The organism is Streptococcus sp. Marseille-Q7087 (assembly GCF_965111935.1).
In genome coordinates, this window is sequence record NZ_CBCOPJ010000001.1 from 846,818 (window position 1) to 865,104 (window position 18,287).

General features: G+C 35.1%; 22 protein-coding genes and 1 pseudogene. 19 read left to right on the forward strand and 4 right to left on the reverse strand.

The genetic code is table 11. From position 1 onward, the window contains the following. The first annotated feature begins 69 nt into the window (after positions 1 to 69). The 5 genes from ACWPVF_RS04405 to msr(D) all read left to right on the forward strand — a co-directional run bounded on the left by ACWPVF_RS04405 (position 70) and on the right by msr(D) (position 6,345). The gene (locus tag ACWPVF_RS04405) at positions 70 to 1,044 is read left to right on the forward strand and encodes a DUF1002 domain-containing protein (RefSeq protein WP_454384926.1); all 975 of its coding nucleotides are present in this window, start codon (positions 70 to 72) and stop codon (positions 1,042 to 1,044) included. Between the two features lie 74 nt (positions 1,045 to 1,118). After that, positions 1,119 to 2,474: a 23S rRNA (uracil(1939)-C(5))-methyltransferase RlmD gene (rlmD, locus tag ACWPVF_RS04410; RefSeq protein WP_454384928.1), complete on the forward strand. Its 1,356-nt coding sequence runs from the start codon at positions 1,119 to 1,121 to the stop codon at positions 2,472 to 2,474. 514 nt (positions 2,475 to 2,988) lie between these two features. Next, positions 2,989 to 3,159: a hypothetical protein gene (locus tag ACWPVF_RS04415; protein WP_000873143.1), complete on the forward strand. Its 171-nt coding sequence runs from the start codon at positions 2,989 to 2,991 to the stop codon at positions 3,157 to 3,159. A 385-nt stretch (positions 3,160 to 3,544) separates the two neighbouring features. Beyond that, a complete protein-coding gene (gene mef(A), locus ACWPVF_RS04420) occupies positions 3,545 to 4,762 on the forward strand; it encodes a macrolide efflux MFS transporter Mef(A) (protein ID WP_000417519.1) in 1,218 nt (405 codons plus the stop codon). A 119-nt stretch (positions 4,763 to 4,881) separates the two neighbouring features. Next, positions 4,882 to 6,345 (forward strand): ABC-F type ribosomal protection protein Msr(D), encoded by a 1,464-nt coding sequence (gene msr(D), locus ACWPVF_RS04425; protein WP_000420313.1) that lies wholly within the window; start codon positions 4,882 to 4,884, stop codon positions 6,343 to 6,345. A 117-nt stretch (positions 6,346 to 6,462) separates the two neighbouring features. Here msr(D) and ACWPVF_RS04430 read toward each other — a convergent pair whose 3' ends face one another. Genes ACWPVF_RS04430 through ACWPVF_RS04445 form a run of 4 tightly spaced genes read right to left on the reverse strand, consistent with a single transcriptional unit; the run spans position 6,463 to position 7,707 of the window. Beyond that, complete coding sequence (locus tag ACWPVF_RS04430; protein ID WP_001072467.1) at positions 6,463 to 6,762, reverse strand: DUF5960 family protein; 300 nt, start codon at positions 6,760 to 6,762, stop codon at positions 6,463 to 6,465. Beyond that, positions 6,749 to 7,117: a hypothetical protein gene (locus ACWPVF_RS04435; protein ID WP_316447150.1), complete on the reverse strand. Its 369-nt coding sequence runs from the start codon at positions 7,115 to 7,117 to the stop codon at positions 6,749 to 6,751. The genes ACWPVF_RS04430 and ACWPVF_RS04435 overlap by 14 nt, the downstream gene beginning before the upstream one ends. Before the next feature lie 12 nt (positions 7,118 to 7,129). Beyond that, positions 7,130 to 7,465, reverse strand: a complete 336-nt coding sequence (locus ACWPVF_RS04440) for a DinB/UmuC family translesion DNA polymerase (RefSeq protein ID WP_000806926.1) — start codon at positions 7,463 to 7,465, stop codon at positions 7,130 to 7,132. After that, positions 7,462 to 7,707 carry a hypothetical protein gene (locus ACWPVF_RS04445; protein ID WP_004236330.1) on the reverse strand — a complete coding sequence of 82 codons (246 nt, stop codon included), beginning with the start codon at positions 7,705 to 7,707 and terminating at the stop codon, positions 7,462 to 7,464. The genes ACWPVF_RS04440 and ACWPVF_RS04445 overlap by 4 nt, the downstream gene beginning before the upstream one ends. Before the next feature lie 412 nt (positions 7,708 to 8,119). On the opposite strand from ACWPVF_RS04445, the gene ACWPVF_RS04450 reads away from it, so the two are divergent. From ACWPVF_RS04450 to ACWPVF_RS04515, 14 genes and pseudogenes are all read left to right on the forward strand, one after another. Further along, positions 8,120 to 8,749: a TetR/AcrR family transcriptional regulator gene (locus ACWPVF_RS04450; protein ID WP_454384940.1), complete on the forward strand. Its 630-nt coding sequence runs from the start codon at positions 8,120 to 8,122 to the stop codon at positions 8,747 to 8,749. A 276-nt stretch (positions 8,750 to 9,025) separates the two neighbouring features. Continuing rightward, complete coding sequence (locus ACWPVF_RS04455; protein ID WP_454384942.1) at positions 9,026 to 9,766, forward strand: ABC transporter permease; 741 nt, start codon at positions 9,026 to 9,028, stop codon at positions 9,764 to 9,766. A 135-nt stretch (positions 9,767 to 9,901) separates the two neighbouring features. Beyond that, positions 9,902 to 10,639: an ABC transporter ATP-binding protein gene (locus tag ACWPVF_RS04460; RefSeq protein ID WP_247912569.1), complete on the forward strand. Its 738-nt coding sequence runs from the start codon at positions 9,902 to 9,904 to the stop codon at positions 10,637 to 10,639. A gap of 2 nt (positions 10,640 to 10,641) precedes the next feature. Further along, a complete protein-coding gene (locus ACWPVF_RS04465; RefSeq protein WP_454384944.1) occupies positions 10,642 to 12,324 on the forward strand; it encodes an ABC transporter ATP-binding protein in 1,683 nt (560 codons plus the stop codon). 386 nt (positions 12,325 to 12,710) lie between these two features. Further along, positions 12,711 to 13,460 (forward strand): CPBP family intramembrane glutamic endopeptidase, encoded by a 750-nt coding sequence (locus ACWPVF_RS04470; RefSeq protein WP_454384946.1) that lies wholly within the window; start codon positions 12,711 to 12,713, stop codon positions 13,458 to 13,460. A 16-nt stretch (positions 13,461 to 13,476) separates the two neighbouring features. Continuing rightward, positions 13,477 to 13,887, forward strand: coding sequence for a DUF7668 domain-containing protein (locus ACWPVF_RS04475; RefSeq protein WP_454384948.1), 411 nt, complete (start codon positions 13,477 to 13,479; stop codon positions 13,885 to 13,887). A 111-nt stretch (positions 13,888 to 13,998) separates the two neighbouring features. Continuing rightward, entirely contained in the window at positions 13,999 to 14,154 is a 156-nt protein-coding gene (locus ACWPVF_RS04480) for a hypothetical protein (protein ID WP_454384950.1), read from the forward strand. Positions 14,155 to 14,174: 20 nt separating this feature from the next. Continuing rightward, positions 14,175 to 14,666, forward strand: coding sequence for a phosphoribosylanthranilate isomerase (locus tag ACWPVF_RS04485; RefSeq protein WP_414259141.1), 492 nt, complete (start codon positions 14,175 to 14,177; stop codon positions 14,664 to 14,666). Between the two features lie 45 nt (positions 14,667 to 14,711). Further along, positions 14,712 to 14,798 (forward strand): annotated as a pseudogene (locus tag ACWPVF_RS04490) (CPBP family intramembrane glutamic endopeptidase); the annotation flags it as partial. Between the two features lie 110 nt (positions 14,799 to 14,908). Next, a complete protein-coding gene (locus ACWPVF_RS04495; protein WP_454384953.1) occupies positions 14,909 to 15,694 on the forward strand; it encodes an alpha/beta fold hydrolase in 786 nt (261 codons plus the stop codon). A 21-nt stretch (positions 15,695 to 15,715) separates the two neighbouring features. After that, positions 15,716 to 16,534, forward strand: a complete 819-nt coding sequence (locus tag ACWPVF_RS04500; RefSeq protein WP_454384955.1) for an ADP-ribosylglycohydrolase family protein — start codon at positions 15,716 to 15,718, stop codon at positions 16,532 to 16,534. A 66-nt stretch (positions 16,535 to 16,600) separates the two neighbouring features. Next, entirely contained in the window at positions 16,601 to 17,386 is a 786-nt protein-coding gene (locus ACWPVF_RS04505; protein ID WP_454384957.1) for a hypothetical protein, read from the forward strand. Positions 17,387 to 17,397: 11 nt separating this feature from the next. After that, the gene (locus ACWPVF_RS04510; protein WP_454384959.1) at positions 17,398 to 17,964 is read left to right on the forward strand and encodes a hypothetical protein; all 567 of its coding nucleotides are present in this window, start codon (positions 17,398 to 17,400) and stop codon (positions 17,962 to 17,964) included. Between the two features lie 10 nt (positions 17,965 to 17,974). Beyond that, entirely contained in the window at positions 17,975 to 18,274 is a 300-nt protein-coding gene (locus ACWPVF_RS04515; protein ID WP_414307719.1) for a hypothetical protein, read from the forward strand. Positions 18,275 to 18,287 lie beyond the last annotated feature (13 nt).

The following is an 18,287-nucleotide window of genomic DNA, read 5'->3' on the forward strand; positions in this document are numbered from 1 at the left end:
TCTAGGTGCTTTTATAAGTTTTCTTTAAGGATATTTTAATATGCTAGAGTGGAAAAGGAGGAACGTCTCATGCGAAAGAAATTCTTTCTGACGAGTGCTGCAGTTCTTATGGCGGTTGCAACATTGCAAAGCGCCCAGGCAGCTACTGATGTTCAAAAAGTCATTGATGAAACCTATGTTCAACCTGAGTACGTCTTGGGTTCTTCACTAACAGAAGTTCAAAAAAATCAAACACTAAAAAAACTAGGCTATGATGCCTCTAAAGATACTAAAGACTTGAAGACCATGACGCCCGATGTCTACTCAAAAATTATGAATGTCGCAAACGATTCAAGTCTTCAACTTTATTCATCAGCAAAAATTCAAAAATTAGGAGAAAAATCTCCCCTTGAGGTCAAGATTGAGACACCTGAAAATATCACTAAAGTAACGCAAGATATGTACCGTAATGCGGCTGTTACCTTGGGTGTGGAGCACGCGCGTATCACCGTTGCGGCACCAATTCCAGTTACTGGTGAAAGTGCCCTAGCAGGCATTTACTATTCCCTTGAGTCAAATGGTGTAAAATTACCTCAGGAAAATAAAGACTTGGCTCAGGAAGAGCTCAAGGCCTTGTCAGATATTAACGATGAAAACAAGGACAAATCAGGCTTTGATGCCAATAAACTGAACGTAGCCCTTGCTGATATTAAGGCTGCAATTGCTAAAGCAAAAGAATCTAAAGGCGAACTTACTGAGGACGATGTTCGTAAGATTGTTGAAGATACCTTGAAGAACTACAAACTGGATCAAGTTGTTACAGGCAACCAAGTCAATGTCATCATCAACTTTGCCTTTAATCTTTCAAAGAGCGATATTCTTAACAACGAAGACTTTACAAAGACTCTTAAAGATTTGAAACAAAGCATTGTTGCTCAAGCAGGTGATAGTTTTAGTAATATCGATCTAAACTTTGATGCCAATAAAGCTATTCAAGACGGTGGAAACATCCTCAGCTCAATTTGGCAAGCTATCCTTGATTTCTTCAAGAGTTTTGGTGCTTAGGTCAATTCATGGTATAATAGATGGTAACAGGATTGTTGCCGTCTTTTTTTGTCGGCTTATAGAAAGTGAAAATTATGTTAAAGAAAAATGATATTGTAGAAGTTGAGATTTTCGATTTGACCCATGAAGGAGCAGGTGTTGCCAAGGTAGATGGCTTGGTCTTTTTTGTAGAGAATGCTCTTCCGACTGAAAAAATCCTTATGCGAGTCCTTAAAGTCAACAAGAAGATTGGCTTTGGTAAAGTCGAGGAATACCTTACGCAATCTCCACATCGTAATCAAGACTTAGATTTGGCTTACCTACGTTCAGGTATTGCCGACTTGGGACATCTAGCTTATCCAGAGCAACTCAAGTTTAAAACCAAGCAAGTAAAAGACAGTCTTTATAAGATTGCTGGAATCATGGATATAGAGGTCGCAGATACTTTTGGCATGAAAAATCCGATCAAGTATCGTAATAAGGCTCAGGTTCCTGTTCGTCGTGTCAATGGTGTTCTGGAGACTGGTTTCTTCCGTAAGAATTCGCATGACCTCATGCCTCTTGAAGATTTTTATATCCAAGATCCAGTCATTGATCAAGTTATTGTGGCTTTACGTGATTTGCTTCGTCGCTATGACTTAAATCCCTATGATGAAAAGGAACATTCTGGCTTGATTCGTAACCTTGTTGTACGTCGTGGCCATCATTCAGGTCAAATTATGGTTATCTTGGTGACAACTCGTCCTAAAATTTTCCGAGTTGAACAGTTGATTGAACAAGTCATCAAGCAGTTCTCAGAGATTGTGTCTGTCATGCAAAATATTAATGACCAAAATACAAATGCGATTTTTGGGAAAGAATGGCGAGTTCTCTATGGTCAAGATTACATTACGGATCAAATGTTGGGGAATAGCTTCCAAATTTCTGGACCAGCCTTTTATCAGGTCAATACAGAAATGGCAGAGAAGCTTTATCAGACAGCTATTGATTTTGCGGGGTTGAGTGAAGATGATGTGGTGATTGATGCCTACTCAGGAATCGGAACTATTGGATTATCTGTCGCTAAGCATGTCAAGGAAGTCTACGGGGTGGAAGTTATCCCAGAAGCAGTAGAAAATAGCCAGAAGAACGCAGAATTGAACGGTATTACCAATGCCCACTATGTCTGTGATACAGCTGAAAATGCCATGAAGAATTGGCTCAAGGAAGGCATCCAACCAACTGCCATCCTGGTCGACCCACCACGCAAGGGCTTGACCGAAAGCTTTATCAAAGCAAGCGCTCAAACAGGAGCTGACCGCATCGCCTATATCTCATGTAATGTCGCAACCATGGCGCGTGATATCAAACTATATCAAGAGTTGGGCTTCGAATTGAAGAAAGTCCAGCCGGTTGATTTATTTCCGCAAACTCACCATGTTGAGGCGGTAAGTTTGCTAGTCAAGGAGTAAAACGACGAAGATTAGCATTTACTTCCGCCCATGCGATAGCTGTCCGTGATTGACAAGTGCTAGCACGCAGACAGAACGGAGATAGCGAACCGCTGAGTGTGTCGCTCTGCTCGTAAAAGCTTAGAAACCTTTGAACGAAAGGGATAATGAAAGCCTTGATTGCAAGGCTTTTTGCTTTATGGTGGGTAAGTATCAGAGTGAGAAAATTTTTGGAATGAGTAGAAGTGATAGCTAGAAATTATCAGTTTCTATTTCCATTTACCCTGTGGGTACGTGTTTGTTTCCATTGACAAGGAGTTTGTGGGAATAGAAATGTACCCACCTTGTTTGAATCAAGTGAAGTGTAGTTGAAGGAAATCTGTTGAAAGCAATACTTCATTTTACCGAATAAGTAATAATTTAGGCAACTTCAAATCGATTAAAAAAAACTATTTTAAAGGTTAAGAGTAGACAAAAATTGTCCACTCTTTTTTGCAAACTCAATTTATCAATAAATGAAATGAGGGAATGTAAAATGAAATATTTTGAGGTTGAGTTAGAAAATCCTGATGAATTTTTAAAACTACAAACAGAAGATTTTGTGAAAGCTAATCGCTTGCTACTAAGGAAGATAATCCAGAGCGTTACAGTCTATGAAGAAAACTTCGTCATATCCTTTAAATCTGGCATCGAATTGGAAGTATGAGTCTCATTCCATAACTTTTATATTGAACATATCATCTTGTTGTGTTATACTATAAATTGATATAAACAAAGATGTAGGAGGAACCGAAACTATGACAGCCTCAATGCGTTTAAGATAAGCTGGCAATAAAAAAAGCAGAATCTATACCCGATGATAGGCTTTTTTGTTGTGCTTATTTATACGATATTGAGCATTCATTAGTTACGGTGAGGATATTGGTTATTTAACTATACCTTTATTTAACTATGTCTTTAATATGAATGTTTCCAAATTGTATGTATGCAGACCAAAAGCCACATTGTGGGGTTTGGCCTGCATTTTTTATTGCCTAGAATGCTATTCAAAATAGAAATTCAAGCAAAATAATATGCAGGAGATAATATAAATGGAAAAATACAACAATTGGAAACGAAAATTTTATGCAATATGGGCAGGGCAAGCAGTATCATTAATCACTAGTGCCATCCTGCAAATGGCGATTATTTTTTACCTTACAGAAAAAACAGGATCTGCGATGGTCTTGTCTATGGCTTCATTAGTAGGTTTTTTACCCTATGCGATTTTGGGACCTGCCATTGGTGTGCTAGTGGATCGTCATGATAGGAAGAAGATAATGATTGGTGCCGATTTAATTATCGCAGCAGCTGGTGCAGTGCTTGCTATTGTTGCATTCTGTATGGAGCTACCTGTCTGGATGATTATGATAGTATTGTTTATCCGTAGCATTGGAACAGCTTTTCATACCCCAGCACTCAATGCGGTTACACCACTTTTAGTACCAGAAGAACAGCTAACGAAATGCGCAGGCTATAGTCAGTCTTTGCAGTCTATAAGCTATATTGTTAGTCCGGCAGTTGCAGCACTCTTATACTCCGTTTGGGATTTAAATGCTATTATTGCCATCGACGTATTGGGTGCTGTGATTGCATCTATTACGGTAGCAATTGTACGTATACCTAAGCTGGGTAATCAAGTGCAAAGTTTAGAACCAAATTTCATAAGGGAGATGAAAGAAGGAGTTGTGGTTCTGAGACAAAACAAAGGATTGTTTGCCTTATTACTCTTAGGAACACTATATACTTTTGTTTATATGCCAATCAATGCACTATTTCCTTTAATAAGCATGGAACACTTTAATGGAACGCCTGTGCATATTTCTATTACGGAAATTTCCTTTGCATTTGGGATGCTAGCAGGAGGCTTATTATTAGGAAGATTAGGGGGCTTCGAAAAGCATGTATTACTAATAACAAGTTCATTTTTTATAATGGGGACCAGTTTAGCCGTTTCGGGAATACTTCCTCCAAATGGATTTGTAATATTCGTAGTTTGCTGTGCAATAATGGGGCTTTCGGTGCCATTTTATAGCGGTGTGCAAACAGCTCTTTTTCAGGAGAAAATTAAGCCTGAATATTTAGGACGTGTATTTTCTTTGATCGGAAGTATCATGTCACTTGCTATGCCAATTGGGTTAATTCTTTCTGGATTCTTTGCTGATAAAATCGGTGTAAATCATTGGTTTTTACTATCAGGTATTTTAATTATTGGCATTGCTATAGTTTGCCAAATGATAACTGAGGTTAGAAAATTAGATTTAAAATAAACAATATTGGAGGAATATTTATGTATCTTATTTTCATGTAACTCTTCCTGCTAAAATCGCAGGGTTTTCCCTGCATACAAGCAAATGAAAGCATGCGATTATAGACAGGAGGAAATGTTATGGAATTAATATTAAAAGCAAAAGACATTCGTGTGGAATTCAAAGGACGCGATGTTTTAGATATAAATGAATTAGAAGTATATGATTATGACCGTATTGGTTTAGTAGGAGCAAATGGTGCTGGAAAAAGCACTTTACTCAGGGTACTTTTAGGAGAATTAACTCCCCCAGGATGTAAAATGAATCGTCTGGGTGAACTTGCCTATATTCCCCAGTTGGACGAAGTAACTCTGCAGGAGGAAAAAGATTTTGCACTTGTAGGCAAGCTAGGTGTTGAGCAATTAAATATACAGACTATGAGCGGTGGTGAAGAAACAAGGCTTAAAATAGCACAGGCCTTATCGGCACAGGTTCATGGTATTTTAGCGGATGAACCTACGAGCCATTTAGACCGTGAAGGAATTGATTTTCTAATAGGACAGCTAAAATATTTTACAGGTGCACTGTTAGTTATTAGCCATGACCGCTATTTTCTTGATGAAATAGTAGATAAAATATGGGAACTGAAAGATGGCAAAATCACTGAGTATTGGGGAAACTATTCTGATTATCTTCGTCAGAAAGAGGAAGAACGTAAGAGCCAAGCTGCAGAATACGAACAATTTATTGCGGAACGTGCCCGATTGGAAAGGGCTGCGGAGGAAAAGCGAAAACAGGCTCGTAAAATAGAACAGAAGGCAAAAGGTTCTTCAAAGAAAAAAAGTACTGAAGACGGAGGGCGTTTAGCTCATCAAAAATCAATAGGAAGTAAGGAAAAAAAGATGTATAATGCTGCTAAAACCCTAGAGCACAGGATTGCGGCCTTAGGAAAAGTAGAAGCTCCGGAAGGCATTCGCAGAATTCGTTTCAGGCAAAGTAAAGCATTGGAGCTCCATAATCCATACCCTATAGTCGGTGCAGAAATTAATAAAGTATTTGGGGATAAGGCTCTGTTTGAAAATGCATCTTTTCAAATTCCGTTAGGAGCAAAAGTGGCGTTAACTGGTGGTAATGGAATCGGAAAAACAACTTTAATCCAAATGATCTTAAACCATGAAGAAGGAATTTCTATTTCGCCTAAGGCAAAAATAGGTTACTTTGCACAGAATGGTTACAAGTACAACAGTAATCAGAATGTTATGGAGTTTATGCAGAAGGATTGTGACTACAATATATCAGAAATTCGTTCAGTGCTAGCATCTATGGGGTTCAAACAGAACGATATTGGAAAAAGTTTATCTGTTTTAAGCGGTGGAGAAATTATAAAATTGTTGCTTGCTAAAATGCTCATGGGTAGATATAACATCCTAATAATGGATGAACCCAGTAACTTCCTTGACATACCAAGTTTAGAGGCTTTGGAAATACTAATGAAGGAGTACACCGGAACTATCGTGTTTATCACCCACGATAAACGATTACTCGAAAATGTAGCAGATGTAGTTTATGAAATTAGAGATAAGAAAATAAATCTGAAACATTAAATTTAAGGTAGTCGCTGGTCAGTATAGTCTGTTCTGGTTGGCGACTCCATTGTTAAAGAGTATAAAGACTTTAGATTTTATGAATATTAAAAATAGGAACAGTCAATTGAACTGCTCCTATTTTTCTGCTAAATATATTGTAGTTTTCTTATATGTATAATGATAGATTAGCGGATTCTCATCTACGGTACTTACTTCAAATATGAAGAAGTGATCGCGGTTATCTCTGGACTTTTCCTTATTGAGGACAAAGTAATTCTTACGTGAAGTCGCCATTGTTTTTAGGATATCATCAGTTAGGAAGGTCAATGGAATATTCATGTTAGAGTAGCGGTAGAAGTCACGTTCAAAATCTTGGTAGCTCTCGCTATAATAGTCCATTTGTAGGTGATTACGCTGAAACTCAAGCTGATTCATAGAGCACCTCCTCGACAAGTTCAATACTAATAATGTCTTTTAATTTCAAATTGATGTGACCTGTTGTAGTTTTTATCAAAATGAAATCTTTGGTCAGACTTGGTATTGTTCCAGTGTAGGAAACACGCTTGTTTTTTTCAATCACTTGAATGCGTGTGCGTAGCTGCCCGGCGTATACTTGACTGAGGAGTAATAATTTCTTCTCTAGTGATAAGTCAGACATGTACGTTACTTTGTTTGTATCATCAGAGAGTGCTAATGCATGTTCAGATAGGAAAAAGCCCATCCATTTTTGCATCTTTGTATCCTGGTACTCTCTTGCTGATTGAAATGGTAAATATGAACGGTCAATCATATCAAATCCTTTCTATGCAGAGGCAAGGGTATTTTTATCAAATTGAATCGTAAAACCTTGAATTCCCCCACCTGTGTAACATTCTTTAAAGCGATTGATTACCTCAGTATAGATTATCACAGATGAGCTTGTTGGCTTAATGCTAAATGTAAATTCCAATGGTAATCGGTTTTCAGATTTAGCATGTACTAGTCGTATCGATATTTCAGTTGTTTTGAGTTTTCTCTGACGAAGTTTTGAAGTTGCTGTTTCAACGATTCCATGTAAAAATCTTTCAAGCATTTCAATATCATTACATCCTTTGCTACGGATTTCTGAAAATTGTACTGTATTTTTTTCTTGTTTCATTTTAATCCCTCCAATCCACCCGTGGAATGACCACCGATAAGTTTACTGCGTTCAATATTTCTGGAACCTTCAGTTAGGACGGTTCCTTTTTGTATGGCTAAAAAACCAAACTGTTCTCTGACAACATCAATAGCTGTCTGAAGTCTATTATCTTTTTCAATTTGTTCTACATCATCAAAGAGTGATAGTAGAGTATAGCTTTCATCTACGAAGCCACTATAAGATACACCAATTTGTCTCACTGCACCAGAGGTGTATTTTTTCGGAATAATACAAGTACATGACTCACCATTGTTTTGGGGAGATTTGCGGGTTCAATTTTATTCTGAGCATTTATAGATTTTTTCATCTCAGTCCTAGAATAGCCAATATGAATAGAAACGACAGTAGTCAATACTAGGGCTACTGTTCCGTTCCACAGTATCATTTAAAAATCATTTTCACACCCTTTCGTCTATTAGTATAGAAGAAAGCTCTCAGCACATGTTGAGTGTGTATCTTTGCTTGTAAAAGCATAGAAAACTTGGTATGAATCAATAATGGAAAGCCTTGATTGTAAGGCTTTTTTGCATTTTCCAATAAAGAACTTGACATTATTAGTTACTTCCACTACAATAGAACTACATACCATCGGTATGATAGAAAGGGACTAAAATGGCAAGGAATAGAAACTCACATGAAACTAGAAAAAAAATACTAGAGGTCTCTAAAAACTTATTTTTAGAAAAAGGATTTGATAATACGTCAATACAAGATATCATAGATGGCTTAGGAGGATTAACGAAAGGTGTCATTTATCATCATTTTGAGTCCAAATATGATATACTGCAAACGATTATTAGCGAAAATAATCAAGAAATTTTAAATTATAATTGGAGAGGAAATAGTGGATTAGAAAAGATACAAAATTCTTTGATGGACTCTTTCTCTAATTTTGAACACCAAAGGCTCGTATACTCTGCCTCAATCATGCTAAGAAGTCCACGTTTGTTAGGGGAACAGTATCTAGGTCTATTTTCTGATTTTTTACCCGAAATTAGAGAAAAAGTTTACGAAGGAGTTGAAGATGGGTCTATTAAAACAGAATATCCAGAAGAGCTAGCAGATTTAATTGTTTTAACTCTAAATATTTGGATTGGTTTTCAAATTTCCGTTTTTTCATTAGTAGAATTAAAGAGCAAAATGAATTTCATTAAACTTACTTTTGAAGGTCTAGGGGTACAGTTAATTTCTGATGAAATGATGGAGGTGATTTTCAACTTATTCGATCACTTAAAAAAATAGTAAATAAGTCGTCCATGACATTCTTGTTAATACTTATTTCTATTTATGTATTATCAATTGAATAAATTATCTTACATAATTTATAATTAATAAATAACATACTTTAAGTGTGTTATTAAAAATCTATTATACATACCGTAGGTATGTTTGTTTTTAACATATACATACCGGTAGTATGTATATTGGCATTGTCTGAAGAATAAGCTTATTTTTAAATATTTGTCGAGATAAGTCTGAATAGTTTATTCTTTATTTACGGTTTGGAGGAAATAATCTATGTTGTCGCTTATTAAAATTGAATTAAATAAAGTTTCTAAATCTAAATTATTTTTAGCCTGGTTGTGTACTATATTTATAGTGTTAGGTATTACAGCAATCATTATTATGGGTTTAGGTACTGACAATAAACTAGGAGAATTCACTGGACAGGATTCTAATGTTATTAGAATTACTGGTAAATGGGAAGGTTGGGCAATTGTAGCTTCATTGTTTTCATCTTTATTTACAAAAGCAGCATTTTTGATTTTCGAATCTTATTTATTATCTACGATTATTATTGATGAATTTAAACGAAGAACAATTTTTCAGTTGTTTTCTTACCCTATTTCTAAAATAAAGTTACTTTGGGGAAAAATTCTTTCAGTCATTCTAATAGCATTTATTGCCCATTTTTCTGCACATTTAGTGATTCAATTATTCATTAGATTCATGGCTGTTGTAACTGAATCTAGTTATATCCCTCTAGCTAGTCAATTAATTAACTTAGCTGGAATAACGTTTGCAACAGTACTAATAGGGTTACTACCATTTGTTTTAGGTATGATTAAACATTCAACAGCTATAACAATGCTTTCAGGACTTGGTTTAGCAGCATTACTTTCAAATGTAAGTCCAGGAAGTTTATCTAATAATATTGCTGATAACTTATTCTTTTTGATATTTGCAAGTTTCATAAGTTTAATGATTACTTCATTTTCAATTTTTAAAATTTCAAGACAAGATATTAGTATCAAGTAGCATACCTGAGTTTAATTGAAGGAAAGTGAGAATTCCTTGATGATTTCTATAAAAAAAGAGACTGTATAAGTTAGTATTTATGCTCCTGGAGAAAAATTCTTGCGTTTAAAGCTAGATATAGAAAGAGAGATAGAAATGAGAAATATTGTTGAAATAAAAGAAGTTTTTAAAACAATTGATAAAGAAGAAATTTTAAGTGGTATCAATCTTCAAATTGCTGAAGGAGAAATCTATGGTTTTTTAGGACCGAATGGTGCTGGAAAAACAACGTTAATGAAATGTATGTTATCCTTATCAACAATTACATCAGGTAGTATTGAAATTTTTGGGAAAAATCTACACGAACACAGAGAAGAAATCCTAAGTCAGATTGGAAGTATTATTGAATCACCAATTTTTTATGATAATTGCACTGCAAAAGAAATTTTGGAAATTCACGCTCAGTATATGGGGAAAAATATTACTGAATCAGATGTAATAAGAGTCTTAAGAATGGTCGGATTAAAAAATACGACTAAAAAAGTAAAAGATTTTTCGTTAGGAATGAGGCAAAGGCTTGGTTTAGCTCGTGCTTTTCTAACAAAACCTAAATTGTTGATTTTAGATGAGCCAATCAATGGTTTAGATCCAATAGGAATTCAAGAAATTCGAAATCTTTTGTTGTCGCTTTCTAAGGAGCATGGAATTACAATACTAATATCGAGTCATATATTATCGGAAATTTCACAGATAGCAGATAAAATTGGTTTTATCAAAAATGGAGAAATGGTAGAACAGGTCTCTATGAAAGAGATTAGGAGAGAGAATATTAACTTAGAAGAATATTTTATGTCTCATTTTCTAAATGAAATTAAGAATTATGAGGTAGATTAAGGATGAAACAATTGATAAAGGATCATCAGAAGGCTTTTTATGCTTTCATGATATTTAATATACTGGTTCCTTTAACTAATATTGCTTTTGCTTATTCTATTAAAGGGATTATTGATAGTGGAATGTCCCAAAATGAAGATGCCTTAACTCAAGCGGTACTAGTAGGAGCTACTGTTATTTTCATCTATGCAGGACTCAACTTTATATCTCTTCGATTGAGAAATAAACTTGTTAGGCAAATCATGTCAAGATACAAAAACAAGGTGTTCCAATCTATTTTAGATAGCGATTATAGAGAATTTTCTAAGGAAAAATCAGGGAAGTTTATTTCTGTATTAACCGAAAATATGAAGAAAATTGAGCAAGATTATCTCCACCAGTATTTTAATATTTCAAAAAACCTTTCCTTAATGATTTTTTCACTCCTAGCTATGTTTATAGGTAATTGGTTTTTGACTTTATTAGTTATCATTGCTAGTGTTATTCCGATAATAATTTCAGGATTTATTGGACAAAAATCAGCCTCTCTACAAAATAGTGCTATGATTGCAGATCAGAAGTATTTAGCTAAGGTTAAAGATATTTTAGCAGGATTTCTTGTTATCAAAAGTTTTAATGTGAAAGAGTCTATCTGTGAGGATTATAGTCATGAAAGTGAAAAATTTGATGAAATAAATTTTATAAAAGGGAAATTTGATGTTTTAGCTAATGTTATTTCGCAGCTTTCAGGGATGATTGTTTTTTTGGTAGCCTTTGGTGGAGGAATGTATCTTGTTTTTAATGGCCATACCACAATTGGAAGTGTAACAGCTATTGTTCAACTGGTCAATTTTGTAGTAATGCCACTAAATGAAGTTGGCATGGGAGTGAGTAAATTCCGTGAAGGTCAGGCAACACTAGATGCATTTGTGGTAAAAGATGTAAGCGAACTTCAGACTGGTGAAACGAAAGAAAATTTCGATGATGTTATTTCTTTTTCAAATATAGATTTTTCTTACCCTAATACTGAAGAAAATATTTTTAACCATTTATCTTTAAAGATTCAAAAAGGGGAAAAAATTGCAATTGTAGGAACGTCAGGTAGTGGGAAATCAACTTTGCTCAATCTATTGCTGAGTTTTTACGATGTAACAAGTGGACATATTTCAATTGATAATCAGGATATACAAGCTATTTCAGCAGAGAGTCTTTATAACTTAATGACTATTGTTCAACAAGACGTTTATATCTTTGATGATACTTTAAGAGCAAATATTACACTTAATCAATCCTTCACTGATGGGGAAATAAATCAAGCTGTACAGCAGTCAGGTCTGGAAAGTTATGTTTTAGAAAATGAATCTGGTCTACAAACTTTATGTGGAGAGAATGGCTCAAATCTATCTGGTGGACAAAAACAAAGACTTAGTATTGCGCGTGCCTTAATTCGAAAAACACCGATCTTATTATTGGATGAGGCTACCTCATCTTTGGATAATCAAGTAACTACTGAAATTGAAAATTCAATCTTGGATATTCAAGATTTGACTGCACTTGTAGTAACCCATAAGTTGAATGAGAACATTTTGAAAAAATACGATAGAATTCTCTTTATGAAAGCAGGCGTCATTGTTGAAGATGGTTCTTTTTGTGACTTGATGGATAGGAGAGGTGAGTTTTATAAGTTGTTTGAGTTGAGTGTGTAATTCTCTTTCATTTTATAGTATAATTTTATAAAACACTCTATCACTTTCGTTCTATAATATAGAAGTATACTAGCACCACATGTTGAGGCGGTATCACTGCTTGTACGAGCTGAGGCATCAGCGAAGTAGAAGCAGATGTTCTGCCCATGCGATAGCTGTCGTAGAGTAAGGAGTGAACGACGAAACGATACGGTTACAGCGAACCGCCGAGTGTGTATCTTTACTCGTAAAAGCCTAGAAACCTTGTAACAAAAGGGATAATCAAAAGCCTTGATTGTAAGGCTTTTTTTGTGTTTTTGTGATAGAATATAGGTAGTTATAATCGAGAGCAACTAAGAAGCAGTAACAAATATTACATATAAAATAATCAAAATAAGGAAGATAAAATGACAGAAATTGACAAAAAGAATTTAAAAAATTATCTTTATTGTACATTTGGAATTACTTATATAGCTTGGGGGATTCTTGCCATTTTTACGCAATCTCATATTTTTGGATTAGAAACAATTATAGGAAGAACATTACATATAGTAGGTGCACTTGGTCCAGCTATTGCAAGTAGTTTTTATTTGAAAAGGAATAATATAAAATTTCAACATTTTCTATTTAGTAAGAAAGGAAATAGTAGTATTTATTTCATTATTCATTTGTTAGCAATTTTGATACTATTTTCTGTATCTTCCTTAGAATTAAATGAAGTATCCATTTATCTGATGCCATTATTCTTTATACAACTAATTTTTTTTGGTGGTGGACATGAAGAATTAGGATGGAGAGGTATACTACAACCCTTACTTGATAAAAAATATACTTATTGGCAATCTAATTTGATTGTAGGTTCAATCTGGGGAATTTGGCATCTGCCTTTATGGTTTATAGTTGGAGAAAGTCATCAAGGATTTCCTTTTATTTTATTTTTTATATATACATTATTTTTAAGTTTTGTTTTAGGGCTTCTTTATCGTCAAACGAAATCTGTGGGATACTGTATATTATTTCATGCGTTCGCAAATTTGTTAAATCTCTATTTTGTGTTGAAGATTAATCTTACTTTTATTATCATTTTTATAGCTTATTTAATTTATACAATATTAGCAAGTAATAGAATTAGTAAGGAAAAGGATTTTAAATTTTAGAAAAGGAAGTATTATCATGGGAATATTCGATGATTTTGAGTACAAAGAAAACTACCAAAATGAAGAAAAAGTAATTGAAGTACTTAAAAAGATTTTAAGAGCAATTCATATAAATAATTATAGAGATATTATGGATTGTGTTGATGGTTCAGAAGTTGATGATGTAAGAGAGTTGCTTGAATATATCGACGAGTCATTACAATTAAATGATTTTGATAAAATTGATGAATATGGTGTAGAATGTAATTTCCATCCGAATTATGAGTATTCTCAACTACAAGTTTATGAATTTAATGATCAAACTGGCTTTGTTGTTGAATATCAGATGACCTCCGATTCTGAATTAGTAGATTTAACCCTACAATTAGAATTTTTATACCAAGAGGATGGTTACAAAATAGCTTCTATAGATGTAGATCCTGGATAAACCAAACTTAATTATCTTCGTTATATGATAAATGCGTATATTAAGGATAGATAATTTGATTGTTGGTTGCTTAAATATCAGTTAGTTTTTCAAATATTGAGAGAATAAAAGATGTATCTATTGGAATTGTACCAAAATTATTATTTTAAAAATTTAGTCGCTTTTGATTCTTTAGAAGAAGGGAAAGCCTTTGTATCTAAAATAACTGGATATACTCTAGAAAATGATTTTGATCAAGGTAATAAAGTAGAAATAACGAACATTTAGATGAAAGGTTTAGAGTAAACATGAGTCTCTTATTTGAAGAATTTAAAACCATTTGTTTCCATTTAAATCGAGTCGGAATTACACCGACACTGATGGGCTCTTTGGGATTTGAGTTTAGAACGAAAGAAAATTGGGAGCCGTCTGACATTGACATTCATGTGCCTGGTGACCCTAGAGGTTGGGAAGTACCTGATCATCTCAGAATTTATGACTGGGACAAGATAATGAAAGTGATGAAAGACTTAGGCTACGTCTTAATAGATATTCATGAGCATGAATTCCAAAAGGATAGAGTGAGTGTTGAATTTGGAAGTATCGATTCCTTACCTGATTTTGCAGGAGTTTCGGAATCGGATATAGAGCTTATTCACATTGAAGGCATCACTTTTCGTCTTCCAAGTATGGAGCAGTATCTAAGTATTTACAAAGCTTCTTCTCAAGACTCTTATCGAAATGATCACAATAACAATAAGGATTTTAAAAAGATCGAGTGGCTGGAAAGACATTTGTAAATTATCATATGAATAGTAGTAAGTTGTAAGACTGGTTACTTTTTTATTTTTATTATTATTTTTATTTGTTATTTAATTTATACTATATTGGCGAGTAATAGAATTAGTAAAAAAAATATTTTAAATTTTTGATCAGCTTAACTATTATCGAAAGTAACGATTGATTTATTTAGATCACTGCTTCTTTAAACAGATTAAACAAGGACGTATCTATTGAAAGTCTCACAGTAAGGAGTTTAAATATGAAATTCCATGAATTTGGGGATAAGAATTTGCCTTCTATCTTACTGATACATGGTGGTGGCAGTTCTTGGTGGAATTATCTTCGTCAAGCACGGATCTTGTCAGAAGACTACCGTGTTATTCTACCCACTTTGAATGGCCACGGCGAAGAATACCAACTTGATTATGTTTCTACTGAAGATTCTGCTTTGGAGATTCTAGACTATATCAAAGCAAACTGTGGTGGGAAGGTGTTTACGATCGGTGGTGTTTCTCTTGGTGGTCAAATTGCCATGGAACTTTTGTCATTAGACAGCGAGATAGCTGAGAAGGCAATAATAGATGGAACCCTCTGTATGCCTCAACCAAGGTTGGCTAAAATCAGCATCTTTCTAGTATCATTATTTGGTAAACTGATGTTCAGTAAATTCTCTTGTAAACTTCAATTAAGAATGATGAACAAAATTTATCCTAAACTGGCTTATCCAGAGGAAATAAAAGCTTATTATTTGGAGGATTTGCCAAGGACACCTATCAAAACATTGGTGAGCATTTACAAAACCTATATGGGACGTTACAAGCTGAAGGAGACGATTTCTGCTAGTAAGGCTCAGGTTCTGTATATCTATGGTGAAAAAGAATTGAACTGTGTGAAAGCTTCCGCGAAATTATTTCAGCAGCTACATCCAAATACAATTTTGTATGAAGCAAAGGGGTATAACCATGGTTATCTATCAGCTTACCTGCCTCAAGAATGGATCGATTTGGTTGAGCCGTTTTTAAAGAGTGATCCATTGGAAATCTGATATGCTGTAAGGAGGAATCTTATGCTAGGAGCAATAGTTGGAGATATTGTAGGTTCTGTTTATGAATGGGACAATATTAAAACCAAGAATTTCCCATTATTTCGTGAGGATTGTTTTTTTACAGACGACACGGTGATGACCTGTGCTGTGGCGGAAGCAATCATGAATGGCGGACAGAAGGATGACTTCATCGAGGCCATGAAGAAGTACGGTAGAATGTATCCAAACGCGGATTACGGTGCCAGGTTTAACTGGTGGCTTATGACCGACAACCGTGAGCCTTACAATAGTTTTGGGAATGGGTCTGCGATGCGCGTTTCTCCGTGCGCTTGGATGATGGATGCCACAACAGGCGAGTTGCCGTCTGAGGTGAAACGTCTGGCGCAACTTTCTGCAGAGGTGACGCATAACCATCCTGAAGGAATCAAAGGAGCAATGGCTACAGCGGATGCACTCTATATGTGCCGTTATTTCCTTGGTGGTGATGGTAGCGATAACCTTGCGGAGATTAAAAGACGTATCAAGGAACATATCGAGAAAGAGTATGGATATGACCTTTCTAAAAAGTTAGATGAAATTCGTCCTACGTATCAATTCAATGAAACGTGTCAGGATACTGTTCCTCAAGCTATCGTTGCCTTTTTGGAGAGTACAGATTTTGAAGATGCGATTCGAAATGCGATTTCTCTTGGTGGGGACAGCGACACACTTGCTGCAATCACAGGAAGTATCGCCGAGGCAGCTTATGGAATTCCTGAGTGGATTAAGGACAAGGCCTATAGCTATCTCGATGAGCCTTTGAAAGAGGTGCTTAGACGATGGGAAAAGGAAGTTGGCTGAATGCATAGAAATAAGGCTATCGCTCGATAATAGTTAAAATTCTAAGACCAGATGGAGGTGGAATGAGTGATTCATCTTAGCCGCTTTAAAAAAGTGAATGAAAATTGTTTAATTAACAATCATAACCAAGCCTATAAGAGTTTTGAAAATATAGATACCAATGTAGGCACTTTAATCGGCAGCCATCAATCTCAGAAAAATAACTTAACTTGGTTTGCTTATCGAAAAAGTAGCCATGAAATTCGGATTGAAGTGAGAGATGAACAGAATTTTCAAAGTCACTATTTAGATTTGGAAGATAGCTTTCTTGATTCTGAGGTGACTTTTAAGAGTTTCTCTGATAGTAAAATCATTGTTTCATTAACAGCGGAACAGGACGGCTCACAGGACTTTTGCTTTGAATTTTTGAATCATGAATTAAGTGTGAGACATAAATTTCCACGAAATTTGTCGTATGTTTTTACGATTGACGAGGATAGTTCGTTGTTGGTAAATTTTTACACGACGGAATTTTATAAGATATCGAATCATGATTTTCAAATAAAGTCTAGCCAACGATTTCCAGTATTTGAACAGGACGGGTTATCAAACGTTTGGAAGATTAACAATTCTTACGGTGTATTCTCCACAACGGAAGAAAGATGGTTTGTGTTTCATTTAGAGACATTAGAGCTCATTGATGAAATGGTACTAGATATATGCCAAGGAGACTACTCTGGGATAGACACGCTGTTTCCGACAGGAGATCAATTGATTTTTAGATGCTATCTTTACAATGAAGGAACAAAAGAAGTCGAATACATGAGTGTGGAAAAGCGTGATTTGGAGAGCATACTTGAAACAACAAGCTAGGAGGGTTATCGATGGTTATATTGGAATTGTATCAAGGTGATTATCAAAAGGATTTAGTCGCGTTTGATTCTTTAGAAGAAGGGAAAGCCTTTGTCGCTCAAATTCCAGGGTATACTCTAGAAAACGAAGATGGGTTTGAAGTGGAGTATGTGAATCCTAAACCCTTGCCGGATTATATGGAAATTGTCTTCAATGGAAATATTGTCCCTTTATCTAGATTTTCGTTTGAACCTGAAGAAAATGTCGAGATTATTTGGAAAGAAATTTCGAATCTATCCGTTAAAAACGATAAAGTGGTCGAAGGAGCTACAAAGGTCGATGCTTATGTCGTGAATAACGATGAAGTTAAAGCCTATATCGAAGCCAGAGAGATAAACTTCCGCAAGGCAAAAGCTTTCTTAGAAAGTAAAGGGTATGAAGTTGATAGAAGCTATTTTGGAAGTGAAGATGGCGAAGCAATTCTCTACAGAAAGAAAGGCGCCGAAGATTGGCACTTCTTATGTCACTTAGACCCGTTGTTTGTAAAGATTGAAGATGTCGAAGGATATGTGAAAAAAGCGCTTGAAGAGGCCTTGTAAGGAGAATAATATGGTTGAATGTAAAGTGAATATCGTAGAGGCATTCGACCTTGATCAATTTCCGGGTTGGTGCAAGGCGATTCTGACGGATGCGAACGGAGTAGAGCATGCTTTCGTTGACAAGCTTCCAGTGTTTGGAATAGAAGAGGTGGAAGTTAGAAAACTTCCTTTAGAAAAATATATCACTGTTAAAGTAGTCTGTGATTTAGGAAACATCGTTGAAATTGATGCGTCAGTGCCACATGGGCTTGAAACAGAAGACGGCAACAGTCACTTTGTGGTCAGGAAAGACTTGATAAAATTCAATTAGGTCTACCAATTTT